General features: G+C 35.5%; 19 protein-coding genes. 5 read left to right on the forward strand and 14 right to left on the reverse strand.

Annotation, left to right across the window (positions count from 1 at the left end; translation table 11 throughout):
• Positions 1–68: 68 nt before the first annotated feature.
• The 4 genes from FLA105534_RS05260 to truA all read right to left on the reverse strand — a co-directional run bounded on the left by FLA105534_RS05260 (position 69) and on the right by truA (position 4,295).
• A complete protein-coding gene (locus FLA105534_RS05260) occupies positions 69–653 on the reverse strand; it encodes an NUMOD4 domain-containing protein (protein ID WP_173964983.1) in 585 nt (194 codons plus the stop codon).
• Between the two features lie 546 nt (positions 654–1,199).
• Entirely contained in the window at positions 1,200–1,493 is a 294-nt protein-coding gene (locus FLA105534_RS05265) for a ubiquitin-like protein (RefSeq protein ID WP_246253169.1), read from the reverse strand.
• 228 nt (positions 1,494–1,721) lie between these two features.
• Positions 1,722–3,476 (reverse strand): ABC transporter ATP-binding protein, encoded by a 1,755-nt coding sequence (locus FLA105534_RS05270; protein WP_173964985.1) that lies wholly within the window; start codon positions 3,474–3,476, stop codon positions 1,722–1,724.
• Between the two features lie 78 nt (positions 3,477–3,554).
• On the reverse strand, positions 3,555–4,295 hold the full coding sequence (truA, locus tag FLA105534_RS05275; protein WP_173964986.1) for a tRNA pseudouridine(38-40) synthase TruA: 741 nt from the start codon (positions 4,293–4,295) through the stop codon (positions 3,555–3,557).
• A 325-nt stretch (positions 4,296–4,620) separates the two neighbouring features.
• Here truA and FLA105534_RS05280 point away from each other — a divergent pair, with 325 nt between their 5' ends.
• Positions 4,621–5,115: a metallophosphoesterase family protein gene (locus tag FLA105534_RS05280; RefSeq protein ID WP_173964987.1), complete on the forward strand. Its 495-nt coding sequence runs from the start codon at positions 4,621–4,623 to the stop codon at positions 5,113–5,115.
• A 7-nt stretch (positions 5,116–5,122) separates the two neighbouring features.
• On the opposite strand, the gene FLA105534_RS05285 is transcribed toward FLA105534_RS05280, so the two are convergent.
• The 3 genes from FLA105534_RS05285 to FLA105534_RS05295 all read right to left on the reverse strand — a co-directional run bounded on the left by FLA105534_RS05285 (position 5,123) and on the right by FLA105534_RS05295 (position 7,318).
• Positions 5,123–5,797: a sensor histidine kinase gene (locus FLA105534_RS05285; protein WP_246253170.1), complete on the reverse strand. Its 675-nt coding sequence runs from the start codon at positions 5,795–5,797 to the stop codon at positions 5,123–5,125.
• A gap of 275 nt (positions 5,798–6,072) precedes the next feature.
• On the reverse strand, positions 6,073–6,735 hold the full coding sequence (locus FLA105534_RS05290) for a response regulator (RefSeq protein WP_173964989.1): 663 nt from the start codon (positions 6,733–6,735) through the stop codon (positions 6,073–6,075).
• A gap of 166 nt (positions 6,736–6,901) precedes the next feature.
• On the reverse strand, positions 6,902–7,318 hold the full coding sequence (locus FLA105534_RS05295) for a DUF4293 domain-containing protein (RefSeq protein WP_173964990.1): 417 nt from the start codon (positions 7,316–7,318) through the stop codon (positions 6,902–6,904).
• A 184-nt stretch (positions 7,319–7,502) separates the two neighbouring features.
• Here FLA105534_RS05295 and rho point away from each other — a divergent pair, with 184 nt between their 5' ends.
• The 3 genes from rho to FLA105534_RS05310 all read left to right on the forward strand — a co-directional run bounded on the left by rho (position 7,503) and on the right by FLA105534_RS05310 (position 10,804).
• Entirely contained in the window at positions 7,503–9,428 is a 1,926-nt protein-coding gene (gene rho / locus FLA105534_RS05300) for a transcription termination factor Rho (RefSeq protein WP_173964991.1), read from the forward strand.
• 249 nt (positions 9,429–9,677) lie between these two features.
• The gene (locus FLA105534_RS05305; protein WP_173964992.1) at positions 9,678–10,259 is read left to right on the forward strand and encodes a TetR/AcrR family transcriptional regulator; all 582 of its coding nucleotides are present in this window, start codon (positions 9,678–9,680) and stop codon (positions 10,257–10,259) included.
• 53 nt (positions 10,260–10,312) lie between these two features.
• The gene (locus FLA105534_RS05310; RefSeq protein ID WP_173964993.1) at positions 10,313–10,804 is read left to right on the forward strand and encodes an acyl-CoA thioesterase; all 492 of its coding nucleotides are present in this window, start codon (positions 10,313–10,315) and stop codon (positions 10,802–10,804) included.
• A gap of 185 nt (positions 10,805–10,989) precedes the next feature.
• On the opposite strand, the gene FLA105534_RS05315 is transcribed toward FLA105534_RS05310, so the two are convergent.
• The 6 genes from FLA105534_RS05315 to FLA105534_RS05340 all read right to left on the reverse strand — a co-directional run bounded on the left by FLA105534_RS05315 (position 10,990) and on the right by FLA105534_RS05340 (position 17,573).
• Complete coding sequence (locus FLA105534_RS05315) at positions 10,990–12,012, reverse strand: M28 family peptidase (protein WP_173964994.1); 1,023 nt, start codon at positions 12,010–12,012, stop codon at positions 10,990–10,992.
• A 7-nt stretch (positions 12,013–12,019) separates the two neighbouring features.
• Positions 12,020–12,997, reverse strand: coding sequence for a DUF3667 domain-containing protein (locus tag FLA105534_RS05320; protein WP_173964995.1), 978 nt, complete (start codon positions 12,995–12,997; stop codon positions 12,020–12,022).
• A gap of 146 nt (positions 12,998–13,143) precedes the next feature.
• Complete coding sequence (locus FLA105534_RS05325) at positions 13,144–13,917, reverse strand: dienelactone hydrolase family protein (protein WP_173964996.1); 774 nt, start codon at positions 13,915–13,917, stop codon at positions 13,144–13,146.
• Between the two features lie 102 nt (positions 13,918–14,019).
• Positions 14,020–16,218, reverse strand: coding sequence for a penicillin acylase family protein (locus FLA105534_RS05330; RefSeq protein WP_173964997.1), 2,199 nt, complete (start codon positions 16,216–16,218; stop codon positions 14,020–14,022).
• 2 nt (positions 16,219–16,220) lie between these two features.
• Positions 16,221–17,084: a cyanophycinase gene (locus tag FLA105534_RS05335; RefSeq protein WP_173964998.1), complete on the reverse strand. Its 864-nt coding sequence runs from the start codon at positions 17,082–17,084 to the stop codon at positions 16,221–16,223.
• A 36-nt stretch (positions 17,085–17,120) separates the two neighbouring features.
• Entirely contained in the window at positions 17,121–17,573 is a 453-nt protein-coding gene (locus tag FLA105534_RS05340; RefSeq protein ID WP_173964999.1) for an Lrp/AsnC family transcriptional regulator, read from the reverse strand.
• A gap of 256 nt (positions 17,574–17,829) precedes the next feature.
• Here FLA105534_RS05340 and rocD point away from each other — a divergent pair, with 256 nt between their 5' ends.
• Complete coding sequence (rocD, locus tag FLA105534_RS05345; RefSeq protein WP_173965000.1) at positions 17,830–19,083, forward strand: ornithine--oxo-acid transaminase; 1,254 nt, start codon at positions 17,830–17,832, stop codon at positions 19,081–19,083.
• A 66-nt stretch (positions 19,084–19,149) separates the two neighbouring features.
• On the opposite strand, the gene FLA105534_RS05350 is transcribed toward rocD, so the two are convergent.
• A complete protein-coding gene (locus FLA105534_RS05350) occupies positions 19,150–20,547 on the reverse strand; it encodes a RagB/SusD family nutrient uptake outer membrane protein (RefSeq protein ID WP_173965001.1) in 1,398 nt (465 codons plus the stop codon).
• Position 20,548: the final 1 nt, after the last annotated feature.

The raw sequence follows: 20,548 nt of genomic DNA on the forward strand, positions 1-20,548 counted from the left end.
CAAAAAAAAAGGAGCTCTTTTTAAGGAGCCCCAGATAATGATAGTTATAGAATGAATTTTTGTATGTATCAGACCTTTATATGTCCCCAGTTTTCACCGCTGGCAATACGTCGTATCTGCATTTCGCTTACGCCAAATTGTTTGGCAATCATTTTCAGACGTGTTTTTTGTTCCGGGCGCGCGAGGATTTTTTTGATTAACATTACTTTGGTGGTTGTTAATTTTCTTCCGTCGGCTTTTAAATTGTGTTCGATCAGGTTTTTCTTGGCCTGGATCACATGCGGGCTTTTGCGGCTGTGTGCCATCATTTCGGCTTTTGTCGCCCAGCATAGATTTTTGACATCGTCATTACTTCGATTATAATCCAAATGAAGCACGTAAGTTTGTTCTTCTGATTCTTTTGGGATGAAATAATGAGCAACTAGTTTGTAGAGAAAAAGATATTTGTTGACAATTTTGTCGTCTTTTTTAACCTTAAATCTAAAAGTAGGATAACCATCACTTAGACCGCCTTTGAGAATGCGTCCGTTTTGAATTTCATCTGAAAAACTAATCAGTCGGCCTTTGTTTGAAATGGCATATCTAAGTTGTAATGAGGCGTTTATTTCTATTTCTTTGAATTCTTCGTTAGGATAAAATCTGTTTTGTGGCATTTTCTTTTGCATTTGAATTTTGTCTCTCAAAGATAAATAATTCAAAAAAAAGGAATGCTATCCTAAGGCCTGTGAACCAGTAGATTTATGATTCTTATAACGCTAATTTAACTTTTTTAAGAACTTTTTTAGCATTTCGAAATCTAATTAGCCACAGCAAATTGAGAGCTGTATAGATTTTTGTAATAACCGTCGGTTTTAAGGAGTAGTTCCTGATGCGTTTCCTGTTCTGTGATAAGTCCTTTGTTCATTACAACAATTTTGTCAGCATTTACAATGGTTACCAGACGATGCGCAATGATGATTGAAGTGTTGCCTCGTCCAAAATAAGTGATTTTGGTTTCGTTTATAGAAAAAAAGGGTTTGACTTTAATTAAAAGTCAAACCCCATTGTTTTTAAACTTACACGCTTTTTAGGACAGTGTCTTTTGGTTTCCTATTTTCCTAATTATCGGTTTTGAAATCGAAGTAGTGAGTGTGTTAAAACCCAGTTTTAAAATGTATTCAAACACATTGTCATCTTCTCTAAGAAACAATTAATTAGAATTAATTACAAGGAGGAGTCCTAAGAACCAAATGTATCGTGCTTTCTTTTAAAATGTTATAGTCGCATACTGTTCTGCCGTCTTCAAGTTGTTTTCCTGCAAATATTAACCTTTGGCAATCAGGAGAAAAACCTTCTTTATCTTGTATTTTAGCCTTAATATTTTCGATAGTATCTGAACATTCAACCTCAATAGTTATAGTTTTTCCAGTCAAAGTTTTGACAAAAAGTTGCATTGAGAATGCATTAGCAGAAAAGGCTAAAAATAAAACGAGAATTAATAATTTTTTTTTCATGGGGTTTTTTTATACTTGTTTATTTCTCAAAAATACTTATTTATTTGTAATACGCAAAATAACATTATTGAGTTATCACCAGTTCACCCAATCAAAAGATATCATAGGCTAAGTTTTGATTATTCTATAGAAGAGAAGCTCTACACGGATGATAGTGAGCTAAATTATTGGCATTATGACCATAGTTTTGGCAGATCCGTGTGAGAGGTTAATTTTTTTATGAAGTAACTAGTTAGCTACGGCAAACTGAGAGTCATATAAGTTTTTATAATAACCATCAGTTTTAAGTAATAACTCCTGATGCGTACCTTGTTCAACAATTAGTCCTTTATCCATAACTACAATTTTGTCTGCATTTACGATTGTTGCCAATCGGTGCGCAATAATAATCGAAGTTCTTCCTTTGGTAATGGTTTCGGTGGCACGCTGAATTAATTCTTCAGAATATGTATCAATCGATGAGGTAGCTTCATCCAAAATCAAAATACTCGGATTGCTTACATACGATCTTAAAAACGCAATTAACTGACGCTGTCCTGACGAAAGCATAACTCCTCGTTCTTTTACATCAAAATCATAATTGTCCGGCAAACTCATGATAAAATCGTGAACACCAATTTTTTTGGCAGCATCCAGAACTTTCTCGCGGGTAATTTCAGGATTGTGTAAAGTAATGTTGTTATAAATCGTGTCAGCAAACAAAAATACATCTTGAAGTACCACCGCAATTTGTTTTCGTAACGAAGCCAAAGTATAATTTTCGATATTATGACCGTCAATGCAAATGGTACCGCTGTTAATTTCGTAGAAACGATTCAATAGATTGATAATAGTCGACTTTCCTGCTCCTGTAGAACCTACAATGGCAACGGTTTGCCCTGAAGAGACTGATAAATCAATTCCTTTTATAACTTCTTCTTCCGGAATATAACTAAAACGGACGTTTTTGAATTCGATACTTCCCTCAAAGATTGGTGCTTCGATCGTTCCGGTATCCTGAATGTGATCCTGAGTGTCGATAATATCAAAAACACGATTGGCCGCAATCATTCCTAATTGCATCTCGTTGAATTTATCCGCAATCTGACGTAACGGGTTGAAGAGCATTCCAATAAACATAGTATACGAAAACAAATCCCCAAAAGTTGTAAAATGATCTCCGTTTAGGATTTTAAAGCCACCGTAAACGACCACCAATCCTAAAGTAATAGAAGAGATAATATCGGCAATCGGGAAAAATATTGAGTTGTATAAAATAGTTTTGATCCAGGCAACTCTGTGTTTGTTGTTGATTTCTTTAAAGTTATCGGCTTCAATTTGTTCACGATTAAAAAGCTGTACGATTTTCATTCCTGTAACGCGTTCCTGTACGAAAGAGTTCATGTTAGAAATCTGGGTGCGGACTTCTTCAAAAGCGACCTGCATTTTGCGTTGAAAAATTCGGGTAATATAAACCAGAATTGGCATCGCGACTACTACAATCCAAGTTAACTTCCAGTTCATATAAAACATGAAGATAAGTACCACTAGCATTTTCATCAAATCACTGATAATCATAAAAAGACCCTGACTAAAAATACGGGCAATTGACTCAATGTCTGAAACTGATCTTGTCACCAATTGACCTACAGGTACAAGGTCAAAATACTTCATTCTGAAGCTTAGTATGTGTTTGAAAAGTTTGGTACGGATATCTTTTACAATGTCCTGCCCAAGCCAGTTGGCCCAGTAAACAAAATAAAACTGGGAGAAAACTTCCATCAAAAGAACAGCTCCCATTAAGATTATATAAAGAAGTAAACCCTCCTTGTCATGTGTCTTGATATAGCCGTCGACCGTTTGTTTTAGTAAATAGGGACGAAGGGCTGCAAAAATCGAAAGGGAGACAGCAAAAAGAATAACGCCGTAGTAGCGCCATTTATAAGGTTTGGTATATTTTAAGATTCGTTTGAATAATCCGGTATCAAATGCTTTTGCTTTCATTTATTTATTGTGGGCATTAAGCTTTAAGCTATAGGCAATAAGCTTTAGGCATAAAGCCTACAGCCTACGGCTTATGGCCTACAGCGATAAATAATCGTAATCAATTTCGGTTAAATATAATCCGTGTGCCGGTACCGAAAATCCGGCTTTTTCTCTGCTTTTACTGGCGATAATGTTTTCAAGATCATCCAGAGAAATTTTATGCAAACCAATATTTACTAATGTTCCAACAATTGCCCGAACCATATTTCGAAGAAAACGGTTGGCCGAGATCGTAAAAATCAGCTTACTGTTTTCCTGTTTCCAGTATGCCTCAAAAATCGTGCAATCAAAAGTATTGACGTCTGTATTTACTTTCGAAAAACACTGGAAGTCGGTGTGGAGCAGTAAAATTTTCGCGGCTTCATTCATCAAATCTACATCTAATTTTTGATTAAAGTACCAACTCAATTCTTCTAAAAACGGATTTTTAACAGTGTTGATGTGGTATTCGTAGGTTCTTCTGGTCGCATCAAATCGGCAATGGGCCTCATCGTGAACCGGAAGAATATTAAAAATAGCAATGTCTTTTGGTAAAAACGAGTTGAGCTTGTGAATCAAATTTGGAACTTCCAACGGGGTTTCAACATCAAAATGACCATACATTTCCTGCGCATGAACTCCGGTATCCGTTCGTCCGGCACCCATTACATTTATGGGAGTGTTCAATAAAATAGAAAGTGCTTTGTTTAAAGTTTCCTGAACAGAAGATGCGTTGGGCTGAAATTGCCAGCCATGATAATGTGTTCCGTTATAAGCAAATTGAATAAAATATCTCAAAATAAAGGTTCAAAGGTTCAGAGATGCAAAGGTACAAAGGTTTTTTTTAAAAGTGACTAAGATGCTAAGGTTCTAAGTTGCTAAGGTAGTCAGATGGTAAGTTTCTTTTTTAGGAGGTGCAAAGGAGCAAAGGTTTTTTTAAAAGGTTCTAAGTTGCTAAGGTACTAAGGTATTCAGATGGTAAGTTTCTTTTTTAGGAGGTTTGAAAGAGTAAGTTTTTTTTTAAGGTACTAAGGTTCGATGTACCTAAGCAACTTAGAATCTTAGTACCTTAAAAGAAAAAAACCTTTGTACCTTTGCATCTCTGAACCTTTGGGCCTAAATAATGAAAAAAATTCTCCTGCTTTCCGATACTCACAGTCATATTGATGATACCATTCTAAAATACGTTGCTCAGGCCGATGAGGTTTGGCATGCCGGAGATATTGGAGATCTGAATGTTACAGACACAATTAAAAAGTTAAAACCGTTACGTTGTGTTTATGGTAATATTGATGATGCTCAGGCGCGATTAGAATTTCCATTACACAATAGGTTTTTATGTGAAGATGTTTCTGTCTGGATCACGCATATTGGAGGATATCCGGGCAAATACAATCCCAATATAAGGGAAGAAATGGCATTGAATCCTCCGAAATTGTTTATCTGCGGCCATTCGCATATACTGAAGGTTATGTTTGATAAAAAAAACAATCTATTGCATATGAATCCGGGAGCGGCGGGGAAAAGTGGTTTTCATCAGGTTCGAACGATGTTGCGATTTGTAATTGACGGTGACAAAATAAAAGACCTGGAAATCGTTGAAATCGGGAAGAAGTAAAATTGAATTAAAGTGGTAATGGAATCTGAATTTTGATAGTGGTTCCTTCATTCGTTTTTGAGGTAATGGAGATGTTTCCTTTGTATTTCTTAATTCGGGCTCTGATTCTGTTCAAACCAAAGCCTTCAACATTGTTTAGTTTTTCGGTTTCAAAACCTCTTCCGTTATCGTGAATTATAATTACAAATTGATTGTTTTTTTCGGATAAGGAAATTTTAGCCTTTTGTGCATCACTGTGTTTTACAATGTTGTTGAAAAGCTCTGTAACAATAAAATAAACCTTCATTTCAAATTTTTCGATGTATCTTTTTTCAGTCGGAATGGCACTTGAAAATTCAAAATTAATATGCGAATTGGAGTTTCTTTCACATAAGTCCTCTAAGGCGTAAATTAGTCCAAAACGAACCAAAAGTGTGGGAACCAGATCGTGCGACATATCTCGTAAAAGGTCATGTGCTTCCTGTAAAATATCCTTTGCTTTCTGAATTTCATCTGATTTTACTTCGTTTTGTGTTGTAAAAGTTTTTATGTGCAGTCCAACAGAAGATAATAAAGAGTTGATATTGTCGTGCAAAAATGATGCGATTTTTTTACGTTCTACCTCTTGGCTGTCAATACCGGCATTAATTACATTTAGTAATATCTTTTGCTTTATGTCTTTCCGCTTTATTTTTCGCCTCAATTTATTGTTTTCATAGAAAAAATAGAATAAAAAGAACAATAGTATTACCAGTACGATGGATAAGCTGATTATTTGCTTATCTCGGATGTTTTTCGGTTGGGAGGGATTGTTTTTTTTTGAATTTTCGACAACAGTAATAGTTTTCTTTTCTGAAATCGACTTTTGCTGATTAGCCGCAAAGCTGCCATTGAAAGAAGTTAATAAAGCAAAAAAAATATAGAATCTGAAAAAAGACATATTGACGCGAATTATTTGAATGTGCTTGTTAAAGGGGGTCAGGAATTGATCAGATTGTTTTTGAGTGCATATTTTACGAGGCCAATGGTGCTTTTTAGCTGTAGTTTTTTCATGATGTTTTTCCGGTGTGTCTCTACAGTGTTTATACTGATAAAAAGCTGCTCACTGATTTCCTTTCCGCTGTGTTCTAAGGCAATTAAAGTGATAATTTCGATTTCACGGGCACTTAAAATAGGGTTTTCGACTTGAATGTTTTTATTGAGTTTTGGATTGTTATGAGAGAAAATATTGAAGATTTTTTCTCTTACCGAATCGCAAAAATATTCCTGTCCCTGATAAACAGCTTCTATGGCTTCGATTATATTTTCTCCGGCACATTTTTTTGTCAGGTAACCTTTTGCACCTAATTTCATTACTTCTTTGATGATTTTTAAATCATCGTAGCTGGATAGAATAATAATTTTGCACTGAAAATCTTTTTGCTGAAGTTCTTTAACTACTTCTATGCCATCTTTTTTGGGCATGCTGATGTCCAGGACCAAAATATCGGGATTACTTTGAATGATATCATTATAAACAGTGGTGCCATCCTGTGAATTGCCCACCACTTCAAAATTTTCAACTGTCTGTAGCAAATTCGTAAGGCCGTCAATAAGCACCTGATGATCATCTGCAAGGTGTATTCTTATTTTGTGTTTCATAATTGTTTAGGGACTGAAACGCAAAAATAAAGAAAAATTATCTTACAAAGTTTATTTTTAAGGTTGTTTTGGCAGTTCTGTTTGAAATTGCAGAAAATGTAAGGCACAAAAAAACCCGAATTTAAAATTCGGGTTCTCTTCGCACAAAAAATTTAAGTTTATAGGTTTACCTCAAACGATCTACAGATTTTACAAGATCTTCATCCTTTTTGATGGCCTTATTAGCTAAAACTAATAATACGATAGCAACAATAGGTAGAAACATCCCAATACCTTTCTCTGATACAATGGTAGTAGTATCTCCAGATAAATTTAGAGAACGATATACAAATAATCCCAATAAAATTAAATTTAATATTATGTTCAGTCTGCCCATTACAAACTGATTTTGTCTTTTTTTGTATGAAATGATACTAATAATAGTAAGCATGGTACTTAATCCTAACAGGATAGTGTAATATTGATCCTGCATAAAGTAAAATGCCTTACCATTATTTAAGGTCCAAAGCGGAATAAAAAACAGTAATACGCCTGTGATTAAAAAGGTAAGAATTAAATATACGGTTTGAATTCGTTGTATCATGGTCTAAAATTGTTTTACAAAAATATATTTTCTTTTTTTAAAATACTATTGTATGATTAAATTTTATTCGTATTATTGCATCATAATACCGTAAGCACTTCATACTGCGGTCAATCGAAAAAAAAATATCTACCTATTCTTTTTACAGTATTTCCGTTAAAATAATTAAATTCATAGAACATTCATGTTTGATATTTCTGCATTAAAAGAAATGAAGCTTTCTGAGCTTCAAGAAATAGCTAAGTTAGCTAAAACTATAAAGTTTAATGGTGTTAAAAAAGAGACTTTAATCAGTCAGATTTTGGCACATCAAGAAGCGACTGTAGCGCCGCCGGTTAATCCTGTGGCAGAAGCGGAAATAGTTGATGATAAACCGAAAAGAGCAAGAATTGTTCCAGCCAAAAAAACACCTATCAGTAAGAATGCACCAGTTCTGGAATTTGATAAAGTAGAGGAAACTCCTGAAAAAACCGCAGCACCGGTTGCAGTAACTAAAATTCCGGCTATTAAAGCAAATCCTAAAACAAATCCTAAGATAAAAGGAAATGCAGTAGCGAAAGAAACAGCAGAAGTTAAAATTACCGAAGCAGCTCCGGAAGTTCAGGAAAATACTGATAATACTGATAATACTGATAATACTGAAAATACAGGGAATACAGGGAATACAGAGAATACAACAGTAGAGAAAAAAGGACCAAAAATCGTAAAATTTAATAAGTCGGCTTACGAGAAAAAGGTCGCTTTGCAAAAAGAAAAAGAAGCGACAAAAGAGGCAATTCCGGAAGGTGAAGCTGTAGCAGAAGTTTCGACGACTGAAAAAACAGAAGCACCGGTTCAAACTAAAAAGGTCAATCCGAACCAAAATAAAAATCCGAATCCTAACCAAAACCCAAATCAGAATCCAAATTCTAATCAAAATGGGAATGGAAATAACGGGAATCAAAATCCAAATCATAAAAATAAAAAGAATAATTTCAGAGATTCAGACTTTGAGTTTGATGGAATTATCGAAAGTGAAGGTGTTCTTGAAATGATGCCGGACGGTTATGGTTTTTTACGTTCATCAGATTATAATTATTTAGCTTCTCCCGATGATATTTATTTATCAACATCACAAATCAGATTGTTTGGTCTTAAGACCGGAGATACTGTAAAAGGAGTAGTTCGTCCTCCAAAAGAAGGAGAGAAGTTTTTCCCCCTTGTTCGTGTACTTAAAATTAATGGTCACGATCCGCAAGTTGTTCGCGACAGAGTTTCTTTTGAACATCTTACCCCGGTTTTTCCTTCTGAAAAATTCAAATTAGCCGAAAAAGGCAGTTCAGTTTCAACCCGTATTATCGACTTATTTTCTCCAATAGGAAAAGGACAGCGTGGTATGATTGTCGCTCAGCCTAAAACGGGAAAAACAATGTTACTAAAAGACATTGCAAACGCAATCGCAGCCAACCATCCTGAAGTATATCTTATTGTTCTTTTGATTGATGAACGTCCTGAAGAGGTTACCGATATGCAACGCAGTGTAAGAGGAGAAGTTATTGCTTCTACTTTTGACAGAGAACCACAAGAACACGTGAAGATTGCTAATATCGTTCTTGAAAAAGCAAAACGTTTGGTAGAATGCGGACACGATGTGGTTATTTTACTGGATTCTATTACCCGTTTGGCAAGAGCTTATAATACAGTTCAACCTGCTTCAGGTAAAGTTTTAAGTGGAGGTGTTGATGCCAATGCATTGCAAAAACCAAAACGTTTCTTTGGAGCTGCAAGAAATGTAGAAAACGGAGGTTCGTTAAGTATCATCGCAACAGCATTGACTGAAACAGGTTCTAAAATGGATGAGGTGATCTTTGAAGAATTTAAAGGTACCGGTAACATGGAACTTCAATTGGATCGTAAAATTGCCAACAAACGTATTTTCCCTGCTATTGATCTTACTTCGTCAAGTACTCGTCGTGATGATTTATTACTGGATGAGAAAACATTACAAAGAATGTGGATTATGCGTAAATATTTGTCTGATATGAATCCTGTAGAATCTATGGATTTCGTAAACGACCGTTTCAAGAAAACCAGAAACAATGAAGAGTTTTTGATTTCTATGAATGACTAGAAAGAAGGTGCTAAGATACTGAGGTTCTGAGATAGTAAGATATATAGGTCTAAGATAAAAGGTCCTGAGTTTTAAAGTGTGGAATGCACTTTGAAACTCAGGACCTTAATTGTTTTAATTTCTCAGTTAATTAATCGCTCGACTTTTAGATAACTCAGAATCTCCAAGAAAAATAATCCAATCCTTTTACATACCGATCGGTATTTTGATTATATTTGTTTTGAAAATATCTAATGAAAATGAAAAATTATGAATACTTCTGAATTTATATTGGATAAAGTGGCTCCAATTTTCAACAAACAGGGATACATCGGTACCAGTCTGACAGATATAACCAATGCAACTGGCCTTACGAAAGGAGCTATTTATTGCAATTTTACAAATAAGGAAGATTTAGCACTGCAGTCGTTTCGGTTAAATGTCGACTTGGCAATAACACCTTTATTCAAACTTGTAGCAACTAAGAGCGGAAGTTTGGAGAAACTCTATGCTATAACAAATTATCAGAGAAGCTATTATGATTTAGTCAAGGACAGAGGGGGATGCCCTATGCTGCGGGTAGGAGTTGATACAAAATTTATCAATCCATTATTGTTTCAGACTGCTCAGAATTTATCTCAAAAGTTTATTGCCGGGCTGACGAATATTATCAGTGAAGGTATTGATAAAGAGGAGATTCTGCGAACTACGGATCCTTTAAAATATGCAAAAATAATGTTGTCTTTAATTGAAGGCAGCTCGCTTTTGGCTTTTACACATAATGATGAGAGTTACATAACTACAGCAATGGACTTTATAGACAGTACAATAATTGATAAAATAAGGAAATAAAATTTTTTAACTCATCAGATACCGATTGGTATTTGATATAATAAATTCAAAGAATGGAAAAAGTATTGAAAACAAAAAAGAAAATCAGATTTCAGGATTGTGATCCTTTTAATCATTTAAACAACGCAAAGTACCTGGAGTATTTTATTAATACCAGGGAGGATCAGATTGCTGAGCATTACAATTTGGATATCTTTAAATATCTTAGGGAAACAGGGCTTAGCTGGGTAGTGGCAACTAATCAAATTAGTTATATGCGTCCCGCTTTTACAATGGAAACGGTACTGATTGATTCGCAATTGGTTCAGTATAGCGATAATTTTCTGCTGGTTGAAATGAAAATGTGGAATGAAAATGAAACCGAATTAAAAGCCATTTTATGGATTAAGTTTTTTCATTACAATATTCAGAGCACAAAACGTGCCTCACATTCTGATGATTTGATGAAACTATTCCAATCGGTTGTTGTGCCGGTTGAGCAATCTATTTTTGAGAATAGATGTTTGGAAATTGTTCAGAAATTAAAGTCAGGAGTACCCGCTTAAATAAGAAATCATTGGGATGGCTTATTTAAAAGTTGCTCTATGATGCAAGAATAATCTTTAAGTAATAGGAGAAATAAGTGAGGCTGTCTAAAAAGACAGCCTCCTATTTATAAAATAAAGTGATAACTTAGTTTCTAAGCACCTAAAAAAATCTCAGAATCTTAGCATCTTAGTACCTCAGTGCCTTATTTAATCGGTTTATCGACTACCGGTCTGTTCTCTCTATTGGCTAAGTCCCAAGCGATCGCGAATGCTAATTTTGTTCTTTTGGTCAAAGCGTCGTATTCTATTTTTTGAGGCTCATCTCCTTTTCCGTGATAGTCTTCGTGAACTCCATTAAAGAAGAAAACTGCCGGAATTCCGTATTTTGCAAAATTATAATGATCAGAACGCTCATAAAAATGATTTGGATCTTTAGGGTCATTAAATTTAAAATCAAGATCTATTTTGGTGTATTTTTCGTTCTGAGCCACCACAATATTGTGTAAGTCGGTTGAGAGTCTGTCGGCCCCAATTACGTACACATAGTTGTTTGTTTTTGCATGATCAACATCACGACGGCCAATCATATCAATGTTGATATCGGTAATGGTATTGGCAATTGGAAATAATGGATTTTCTGAATAATAGCGCGAACCATGCAAGCCATGTTCTTCACCTGTTACGTGTAGGAACAGGATAGAACGTTTTGGTCCGTGTCCGTCTTTTTTGGCTTTTGCAAATGCTTTTGCCATTTCTATGACAGCAACTGTTCCCGAACCATCATCATCGGCACCATTATAAATTTCGCCCTTTTTTATTCCAACGTGATCGTAATGTGCTGAAATTACCAAAACTTCATCAGGTTTTTCAGAACCTTCAATGTAAGCCCAGATGTTCTCTGAATCAGGTAAATTTTCGTTACGTCTGGCATTTAAGAAAGATGCAGGAATGTGCTGATAATAATCCGTTGCTCCTTTAGGAAACGAAATCCCACTTTTTTTGTATTGTTCGATCATGTAAAGACCTGCTTTCTTTTGTCCTTTGGATCCGGTTTCACGGCCTTCCATTTCATCTGAAGCGACCACATAAAGCATTGTTTTTAGATCTTTTTCTGAAATAAATTCAATGTATTTAGACGGATCTGAATTGTCTTTTGAGGTAACTGACTGTGTGTTTTTACAAGAAAATGCAGTACCAATTAATAACAGGATTATAATTTTTTTCATGTGTTGTTTAATGTAAATTGATAAAGGTATAGAAAACGTAAAAGATTAATAAGATTAGGATGAAAGTAAAATTTATAAACAGTAATGCAATGCTTTTAAAAAAGGAAATCCATCTTGTCTCGCCATAAAAACGGTGATGCGCCGGAAAAAAATAATAAAACATCCAGAGACCTCCAAGGAAGTCGGTTATATCTGAAATCACAGCTATAGGACTATCTTCTCCAAATAATCCAACAAGTCTGCGAATTACAAACAAGATGAAGGTTACCAGAAGCAAAAACGAAAAATAGTGTAAAGTGAATATCCCATGATCAAAATAATACCATCTTTTTTTGTTGTGAAAAAGCCATAAAAAGAAAGCAAATAGTGGCATTATGATAAACAGAACTTTAGGAATGTTGTGTACAAATGATTCTGTGAATTTGTTAATTAGTTCTTTTTTGGTATTGTGCTCCTTTACGTATTTTACTTTTTGAACTACCCAGTAGCTAAACGAGTCTAATTTTTTATCTTCAGGGGCATACTTTTGAACTGAATCTACTTCGTGGGTAAATTTATCAAAACCATCTCCGGGTTTTAAATCGTTAAGATTTCCTGTGAAAATGTTTTTTGGAGCTTCTTTCTTGTTGCTTACTTCTAGATTAAAATCAGCTGGAGTTTCCTCTGAATGACCAGGAAATAAAGCAATCATTAAAAAAGTAACAAAACTAATAAAGATGTATAAACGAACAGGCGCCAGATAGGATAGGCGTTTTCCCGAAAGATATTCTTTAGTTAAAGCAGAGGGTTTAAACAAAAGATTTTTGATCGTACGCCAAAAAGCATTTTCGTAATGTGTCAGATCTTCAAAAAAGTGAATAAACAAATGATGAAATGTTTTTCGGGAATCAGTGTTTTCCTGTCCGCAATTGGGACAGAATTTTTGTTCAACAACGTGTCTGCAGTTTAGGCAGGTTTTGTCTTTTCTAATCGGACTGTGTGACATTGGGTATAAATTACTTTGGTTTGATTTTGGTTGTTGCTTTTTGCCCGTGGATGTCACGGATTTAAATGGGTTTATGTTGTTTTTTATGATACGAATTTTACGTAGTATAAATTAATTTTAATCTGCTTAAATCTCTATGCTGTTGTTTATTTTTTTAATACTTCATTTAGGAAAAGCTGTAAATGCTCAAAAGATCTTTTTGCTGCAATAGCATTATAGGCCGCACCCTTTGAATTGTCATTTCCTGCTTCCGGATTTGTGAAAGAGTGTACGGCATTCGCATAATAAATCATTTGCCAGTCGGCTTTTGAATCGCGCATTTCCTGCTGAAAAGCAGTGATTTCTTCTTTTGATTCATAAGGATCGTCGGCTCCATGACAAATCAGTACTTTAGAGGTAATTGGTTCAATCTTTCTGGCAGCATCTCTGGCTAAACTTCCGTGGAATGAAACAACTCCTTTTAGGTTCAAATGTCCTCGGGCAGCTTCAAGAACCCCCGTTCCGCCAAAACAGTATCCTATGGCTACAATATTATCGGCATTAGCTCCGGATTTAACTAATTCCTGTAACGCTGCATTGATGCGTTTTTGGTATACTTCGTAATTCTTTTTGTAATATCCTGCCTGTTTTCCTGCTTCGGCAGTATTGGCCGGATAATTTCCTTCACCATAGATATCGGCAATGAAAACATTATAGCCTAGTTTCGCTAAGTTTTCTGCAATATCTTTAGAAGCTTTATCAATTCCAAGCCAGGCCGGAATAAGCAAAATACCCGGATTTTGAGTGCTTTTTTTAAGAGATTTTGCAAATAATCCATTTAAGACCTGAGAACCATCGTTATATTTTACAGCTTTTAGTTGCGCATTTATACCGTTAGAAAACAGTATGGTAGCAAATAGGAGAAGGGCCGAATTTTTCATAAGGGTACAATTTTTAACAAATATCAGAAATATTATGTTACAAAAAAACCTCGGGATATATTTCTTCCGAGGTTTTCGCCTGTTGTTTTCTTACAATGAAAATCATTCACCGGGATGATAGGTTTTCTCTGCATTTTTGATGACATCTTCCTTGTAAAATAAGACTTCTTTGAAGCTTCCTTTCTGGTACATTTCGCTTTGGTCGTTAAAGTGTCTGGATTTAGGATCTCCGCTATTACCTCCTGCCAATAGTGATTTTGCTTTTATTTTTGGGCCAAATTCTACAGCACAGACAAAACTGTTGCCATTGTAGCCATATCGTTTTTTAGAATCTTTTTGATAGCTGCTTTTAAAGGAAGGTAAGCTTCCCCATGAGCCCGGACCAAAAGCAATAGGTAAACTTGGCTGTGCATCGTCATATTTTAAATCGATGTCACCACTGGAACGCTGAAATCGGTTTATATCTCCCCAGGTCACTTTCCAGGTTCCCCATTTTGAGTTCAGTTCTTTTAAAACGGCCTGCAATTGTGGAAGCATTTGATTGGCAGTTGCATTTTTAGCAAATTTTTTGGTGTTTTCTACCTGATCCAATTCTCCTTCATCGACATAAGCTTTTAGTATTATTGGATCTAGTTTATAAGCCCATTCAACAGCTAATGCGGTTGCTATCGAATTTTCTTTAGCATAATAATCCCAGTTTTTTAATATTGAAATCGCTTCGTTCAATTCTGCATATTCAGGATTCTTAGAGTTGTTGTTGTTGTTGTTTTCGAAAATGGTAATCAAAGACGGAATTAAGATTTCGAAAATTGACAATTTGGTATCGTATCCGTCTGCAATTACTTTGTCTAAAGTGTATTGATTGCCTTTGCTGAAAATTCTAACAGCATTTATTCCTCTAAAATTTTCTCCATCTGGCGCCATATATGGCAAGTAGTTTTGTTTTTTCGGACTGTTTTCTCCGGCAACAGAATAAGGAGTTGAGTTGCAGTTTTGCAGCCAGCCATTTACGGGATTGTATAAATGAACGGTTTCGTTTACTTCGTGCAGGCCTTTCCATTGTGTAGCTGAAACCGAACCGTCAATTACTTTGGACCAATTGAGGTTTTTGTCTCTGATTGGAATAAAATTTCCGTGCCAGTAAGCAATGTTTCCTTTATCGTCTGCATAAACGGTATTGTTGGAGGTATTGGCTTTCAAATCCATTGCTTTTTTGTAATCTTCAAAGCTAGCCGACTTGGTTCTGACCCAACTTTGGATTAAACTGGTCATCGAACGATTGTTTGATTTTAAGGAGATCCATTTCCCATCGCGTTTTGCCATGATCGGACCGTTATTGGTAAAGTAAGTTTTGAATTTTTTTGCAATTAATTTCCCGTTCTCAGTATAGTTTATCGTGATTTCTTTTTCAATAACGGGGATTAGTTTTTTATCGAATTCATAAAATAATTTGCCCTTTTTATCGATAATCTTTTCGGCGTACATGTCGGCAACATCTACATTGGATGAGGTGTGCATCCATCCACAATGGTCGTTAAACCCCTGATAGACGAAAAACTGTCCCCAGGTTACCGCTCCGTAAACGTTTAGTCCCTCATCGCTTGTTACCTGTACTTCGGGTCTGAAGTAAAAGGTAGTATGTGGGTTTATGTATAATATAGCGTTACCGTTAGCTGTTTTTGATGGTGCAAAAGCAAAACCGTTAGAACCTGTCTGAACGTTTTTTTCTCTTTCTACATAAGCTACTTTGTCGGTATTACCGGAATAAAAAGCTTTTAATTCCCCAATGGTAAGATCGGCGGTACTTATGGCTCCGATACTTCCATCTGTCCAGAGTAGAGGGAACCAGGGCTCAAAATGGGTTAGTAGTGCCGGTTTTACTTCAGGATGTTTGTACAAATAAAAGTTGACGGCATCGGCATAACTGTTTAGTAATTTTTTGAGCCACAAAGGAGCTTTTTTATAATCGGCTTTTGCTTCTTCGGTATCTATTAAAAGTTTAATCTCTAAGTCATTGTATAAAACGGATTGTCCTTTTATTTCTGAAAGCCTGCCCAGCTTTTCAATGTAGTTCATTTCAATTCGTTTAAAATCATCTTCGCATTGGGCATAGAGTAATCCGAAAACCGCATCGGCATCTGTTTTTCCATAAACATGAGGAATACCCCAGTTGTCTCTGATGATAGTGACTTGCTGGGCTAGATTTTGAAGACGGATAACTTCTTTGGAATTGATTTTTTGTGCCGAAAGCTGAAAACTGATACAGAAAATTATAGAGGCTAATTTTGGAATTTTAAGCATGCTTATTTGATATTAAATTTTTGTCCGGCGGTATAAATACTCATTTGTAGATTTTCAATCGAAATGAGATTGTTGTTTTTAGATTTAAGGATTCCTTTCGGGTTTCTAACTACGATCACTTCGCTTTCGCCCGCAATTTCAATTTGATTGTTTCGAACGATGATGGCGGTACTTTCGTCAATTCCTATTCCGGTTAAGGCAGGGAATTCGACTAATGCAGAAAGCAATCGATTGTAACGATTTCTTTTTAAAAAGTGTTGGTCGATAATAGCAGTTTTAAGTAATCCTAAGCCTTCAGCGGTTTCAAGATTGTCGTAACGGATGTTGTCAAAGGTTCCGGAATATTCCTTTTGAAGCTTCTGATTTCCGGTGATCATTTTCTCTGACATTACTGCAGCACCGGCGCTTGTTCCGGAAATTGTACTTCCATTTTCATACGCTTTTTGAATTGCCGTTTTGATCGGAGTATTTTGAACTATATGCATAAAGCGTGTTTGATCTCCGCCACTGATAAAAATTAGTTTTGCTTTTTGCAATGAATCTGTTAATCTTTTATTTTGAGCTGTTTCTTTGTTGAAGTTGAGCATCACAATTGGGTGAGGCGTTAGTTTTACCATCTGCGTTTTGAAGAAAATAAACGAGCTGTCCGGTTCTTCGCTCGACATTGGGAGGACGACGATATAATCCTTTTTGGATAGATCGGCAACACTTAAAACCTGCTTCATTAAGGCATCAGACCGATCACCGCCTCCAATGATAAATAACTTTCCTTTTGGAGTTTGCGCTTGCAAGAGATTAGCTAGTAAAAGAAACAGGACCATACTGTATTTATTTGCAGGAAATCTAAAAAGAGATTGGTTTTTCATATCAGGAAGAATTGGTTAATTACGATGACCTAATTTCTACAAAGAAATATTTCGCTTAAAAGCACATCCTAACTCAATAATCGAATCGGTTTTGGCGATGCCAGGAATGCCGTCGATTTTTTCATACAGAATGCGGCGCATGTGTTCGTGATTTTTTGCAATAATTTTGATATAAAGTGTAAAAGATCCTGTTACATAATAACATTCGGTAATTTCAGGAATTTCTTTTAATTCCTCAATAATTCGGTCAGAGTCGGAATCCTTATTTAGGGTGATTCCTGTGAAAGAAGCCCAATCGTAACCTATGTTTTTTTCCTGGATAATAGGCTTGATGCCACCAATTACACCTTGCTCGATCATTCTGTTAATACGCTGATGCACCATAGTATTTGATATTTTCAAATTAGCAGCAATAGCAGAAAAAGCCATTCTTCCGTCTTTTTCTAATTCTTTAATGATACTAATATCAAATTCGTCTAATATATCCATTCTTTTAAATTGTGTTAAAACTTAAATAGTACCCCAAATAATCGGTAGTACTTTTACATTTATAAAAGTAATTATTTTTTTCAATTAAAAGAGTTTAAAAAACGGACTTGTAATAAGTGAAATTGATTTTTTTAAAACTAAAAATAATTGATTTTGACTTTTAAAATGATTTATAAAGTCAAAAAATAAGGTTTGTAGCCCGATAATGAATAATTTTTAATACTTTTGTGCTTTCAAAAAAATAAAATAAAAGATCATGATTCATACTGAAAATAGCCTATCGTCAAAATCAGAGGTTTTGATTGAAAAAGAAAATAAATACGGAGCTCACAATTATCACCCGCTTCCTGTTGTGTTAGAAAGAGGAGAAGGGGTATATGTTTGGGACGTAGACGGAAAAAAATACTTTGATTTTTTATCTGCTTATTCAGCTGTGAATCAGGGGCACTGCCATCCTAAGATCGTAAAAGCAATGGTTGATCAGGCACAAAAACTTACTTTGACTTCCCGTGCTTTTTACAATGACAGATTAGGTAATTACGAAGAATTTATAACTAAATATTTTGGTTTTGATAAAGTTCTTCCAATGAATACCGGCGCTGAAGCTGTTGAAACGGCTCTTAAAATATGTAGAAAATGGGCTTATGAAGTAAAAGGAATTTCTGAAAACCAGGCTCAGGTTATTGTTTGTGAAAATAACTTTCATGGAAGAACAACTACAATCATTTCATTTTCGAATGATGAAGGAGCGCGTAAAAATTTCGGACCTTTTACAGATGGATTTATAAAAATTGAATACGATAATCTGGAGGCTCTTGAAAAAGCACTCGAATCATCAAAGAATATTGCAGGATTTTTAGTAGAACCAATTCAGGGTGAAGCAGGAGTATATGTGCCTTCTGAAGGATATTTGGCGAAAGCTAAAGCCTTGTGCGAGAAACATAATGTTTTGTTTATTGCTGATGAGGTTCAGACCGGAATTGCGCGTACCGGAAAATTATTAGCCGTACACCATGAAAATGTGCAACCTGATATTTTAATTTTAGGTAAAGCAATCTCAGGCGGAGTATATCCGGTATCAGCAGTATTGTGTAATGATGAAATTATGAATGTGATTAAACCAGGACAACACGGATCTACTTTTGGAGGGAATCCTGTTGCTGCTGCAGTTGCAATTGCCGCTCTTGAAGTGATAAAAGAAGAAAATCTTGCCGAAAATGCAGAACGTCTGGGAGTGATTTTAAGAAAAGGATTAAACGAAATCGCAGAGCGTAATGATTTGATTACACTGGTTCGCGGTAAAGGTTTGTTAAATGCAATTGTAATTAATTGTGGTGAAGATTCAGATCTGGCATGGGAAATTTGCCTGAAATTCAGAGATAATGGATTATTGGCAAAACCAACTCACGGAAATAAAATTAGACTGGCACCGCCATTGGTGATGACAGAAACTCAAATTCAGGAATGTCTTGAAATTATCGAGAAATCACTGAATGACTTCAAAAACTAGATTTTTTTTGATTTTAGTATGTAAAAAAACATCCCGCTAAACGGGATGTTTTTTTTGATTTATACATTACTTGCTGTAACCCGGATTCTGGGTGATTTTTTTGTTGGCATCCATTTCCGAGATTGGAATAGGAAATACCAGTATATCTGCATCATAAGATAATAATTCAGATCCGTCACCATCGCCACTTACATCAATGGAGCCTTTTGTTCTTCGGATATCGTGAATGGAAAAGCCTTCCATTGCCAGTTCCAGTTGACGCTCCAATAAAATACCGCCAAGCGTTATTGCGGTTAAATTTTCGGCATTGGCTCTTGTTCGGATGATGTTGATATCGTCAAGCGGAGTATTGCCCACCGCTGTCCCGGCCTGAAAGTTTGCTTCGGCTCTGATGAGGTACATTTCAGCCAGACGAATAACCCCTACATTGGCAAATTGATTAGTAAATTTTAAAGTCAGTAATCTGTCATTTGCAGGATTTACATAATTGAAATTTGCACGATCGTCGTTAGGATCGGTAAATTTTTCCAGATAAGGATCTCTGATCGAAATATCACCTCCGCGTCCTCCTTTATCTTCTGCAGCATAAAAAGTAATGGCATCATTTGTTCCGGTTTGTTTTGTAATCTGGATAGCAAAAACATCCTCGGCCTGATCGGTATCATGATTAAAGGCATCTGCATATTTTGTAGACAAAGAGTGTCCACTGTTTTTGATGACATCATTGGCAGCGTCTCTTGCCAAAGCGTAATTACCCTGTTGCAGATATACTCTCGCTAATAAGGCTTTTGCAGCATATTTATCAGCATAAAAACTATTGTCTTTAGGAAGATTAGTGTAAGCGAGATTTAATCCGTCAATGATTACTTTGTATACTTCAGCGACGGTACTTCTTTCTTTTGATAAATCGGCGTTGAAATCATAAATGGCTTTGTCTCTTAGTACAATTCCTAATTGATTATTGGCCTGACCGCTAACGTATGGTTTTGCAAAAAAGCGCACTAAATCAAAATAAGCAAGTGATCTTAAAAAATTAGCTTCACCGATCATTCGGGTTTGTTTGGCCGGGTCTTTTACTTTGTCGATATTATCAATAACAGTATTGGCTGCGTTTATGATTTCGTAACATCTCGAGTAAGTTCCTGTAATGATTACGTTATCAGCAAGCATTTTTTTGATATACATCTGTCTTAATTCTCCAAAAGTTCCTCTAAACCTAAAGTCAGTAGTAGCGGTAACACCTGTTGCTCCCAGTAAATCGGCATAAACTAAGATCCTTCCTCCATAAGCATTTCCGTATGCGGCAAGAGCATAGGTTCCGGTGAGTACATTGGTAACTCCTTCTTCTGTATTTAAGGTAATAGAAGCATCTTCTCTTTGTCTTGGTTCTATGTTTAATTCATCTTGACAGCTTGTAAAAAAGACTGCAAAAAGCATAAATAATAGTATAGTGTTTGATTTCATT

Source organism: Flavobacterium collinsii (genome assembly GCF_902804485.1).
Lineage (GTDB): Bacteria > Bacteroidota > Bacteroidia > Flavobacteriales > Flavobacteriaceae > Flavobacterium > Flavobacterium collinsii.

Coding starts and splice junctions, on each gene's coding strand:
- FLA105534_RS05270 (WP_173964985.1), bottom strand. CDS start 3,476: ATGAAAGCAAAAGCATTTGATACCGGATTATTCAAACGAATCTTAAAA.
- FLA105534_RS05265 (WP_246253169.1), bottom strand. CDS start 1,493: ATGAAAAAAAAATTATTAATTCTCGTTTTATTTTTAGCCTTTTCTGCT.
- FLA105534_RS05305 (WP_173964992.1), top strand. CDS start 9,678: ATGAATACTTCTGAATTTATATTGGATAAAGTGGCTCCAATTTTCAAC.
- FLA105534_RS05340 (WP_173964999.1), bottom strand. CDS start 17,573: ATGGATATATTAGACGAATTTGATATTAGTATCATTAAAGAATTAGAA.
- FLA105534_RS05260 (WP_173964983.1), bottom strand. CDS start 653: ATGCCACAAAACAGATTTTATCCTAACGAAGAATTCAAAGAAATAGAA.
- FLA105534_RS05315 (WP_173964994.1), bottom strand. CDS start 12,012: ATGAAAAAAATTATAATCCTGTTATTAATTGGTACTGCATTTTCTTGT.
- FLA105534_RS05310 (WP_173964993.1), top strand. CDS start 10,313: ATGGAAAAAGTATTGAAAACAAAAAAGAAAATCAGATTTCAGGATTGT.
- FLA105534_RS05335 (WP_173964998.1), bottom strand. CDS start 17,084: ATGAAAAACCAATCTCTTTTTAGATTTCCTGCAAATAAATACAGTATG.
- FLA105534_RS05320 (WP_173964995.1), bottom strand. CDS start 12,997: ATGTCACACAGTCCGATTAGAAAAGACAAAACCTGCCTAAACTGCAGA.
- FLA105534_RS05295 (WP_173964990.1), bottom strand. CDS start 7,318: ATGATACAACGAATTCAAACCGTATATTTAATTCTTACCTTTTTAATC.
- rocD (WP_173965000.1), top strand. CDS start 17,830: ATGATTCATACTGAAAATAGCCTATCGTCAAAATCAGAGGTTTTGATT.
- FLA105534_RS05330 (WP_173964997.1), bottom strand. CDS start 16,218: ATGCTTAAAATTCCAAAATTAGCCTCTATAATTTTCTGTATCAGTTTT.
- FLA105534_RS05280 (WP_173964987.1), top strand. CDS start 4,621: ATGAAAAAAATTCTCCTGCTTTCCGATACTCACAGTCATATTGATGAT.
- FLA105534_RS05290 (WP_173964989.1), bottom strand. CDS start 6,735: ATGAAACACAAAATAAGAATACACCTTGCAGATGATCATCAGGTGCTT.
- rho (WP_173964991.1), top strand. CDS start 7,503: ATGTTTGATATTTCTGCATTAAAAGAAATGAAGCTTTCTGAGCTTCAA.
- FLA105534_RS05325 (WP_173964996.1), bottom strand. CDS start 13,917: ATGAAAAATTCGGCCCTTCTCCTATTTGCTACCATACTGTTTTCTAAC.
- FLA105534_RS05350 (WP_173965001.1), bottom strand. CDS start 20,547: ATGAAATCAAACACTATACTATTATTTATGCTTTTTGCAGTCTTTTTT.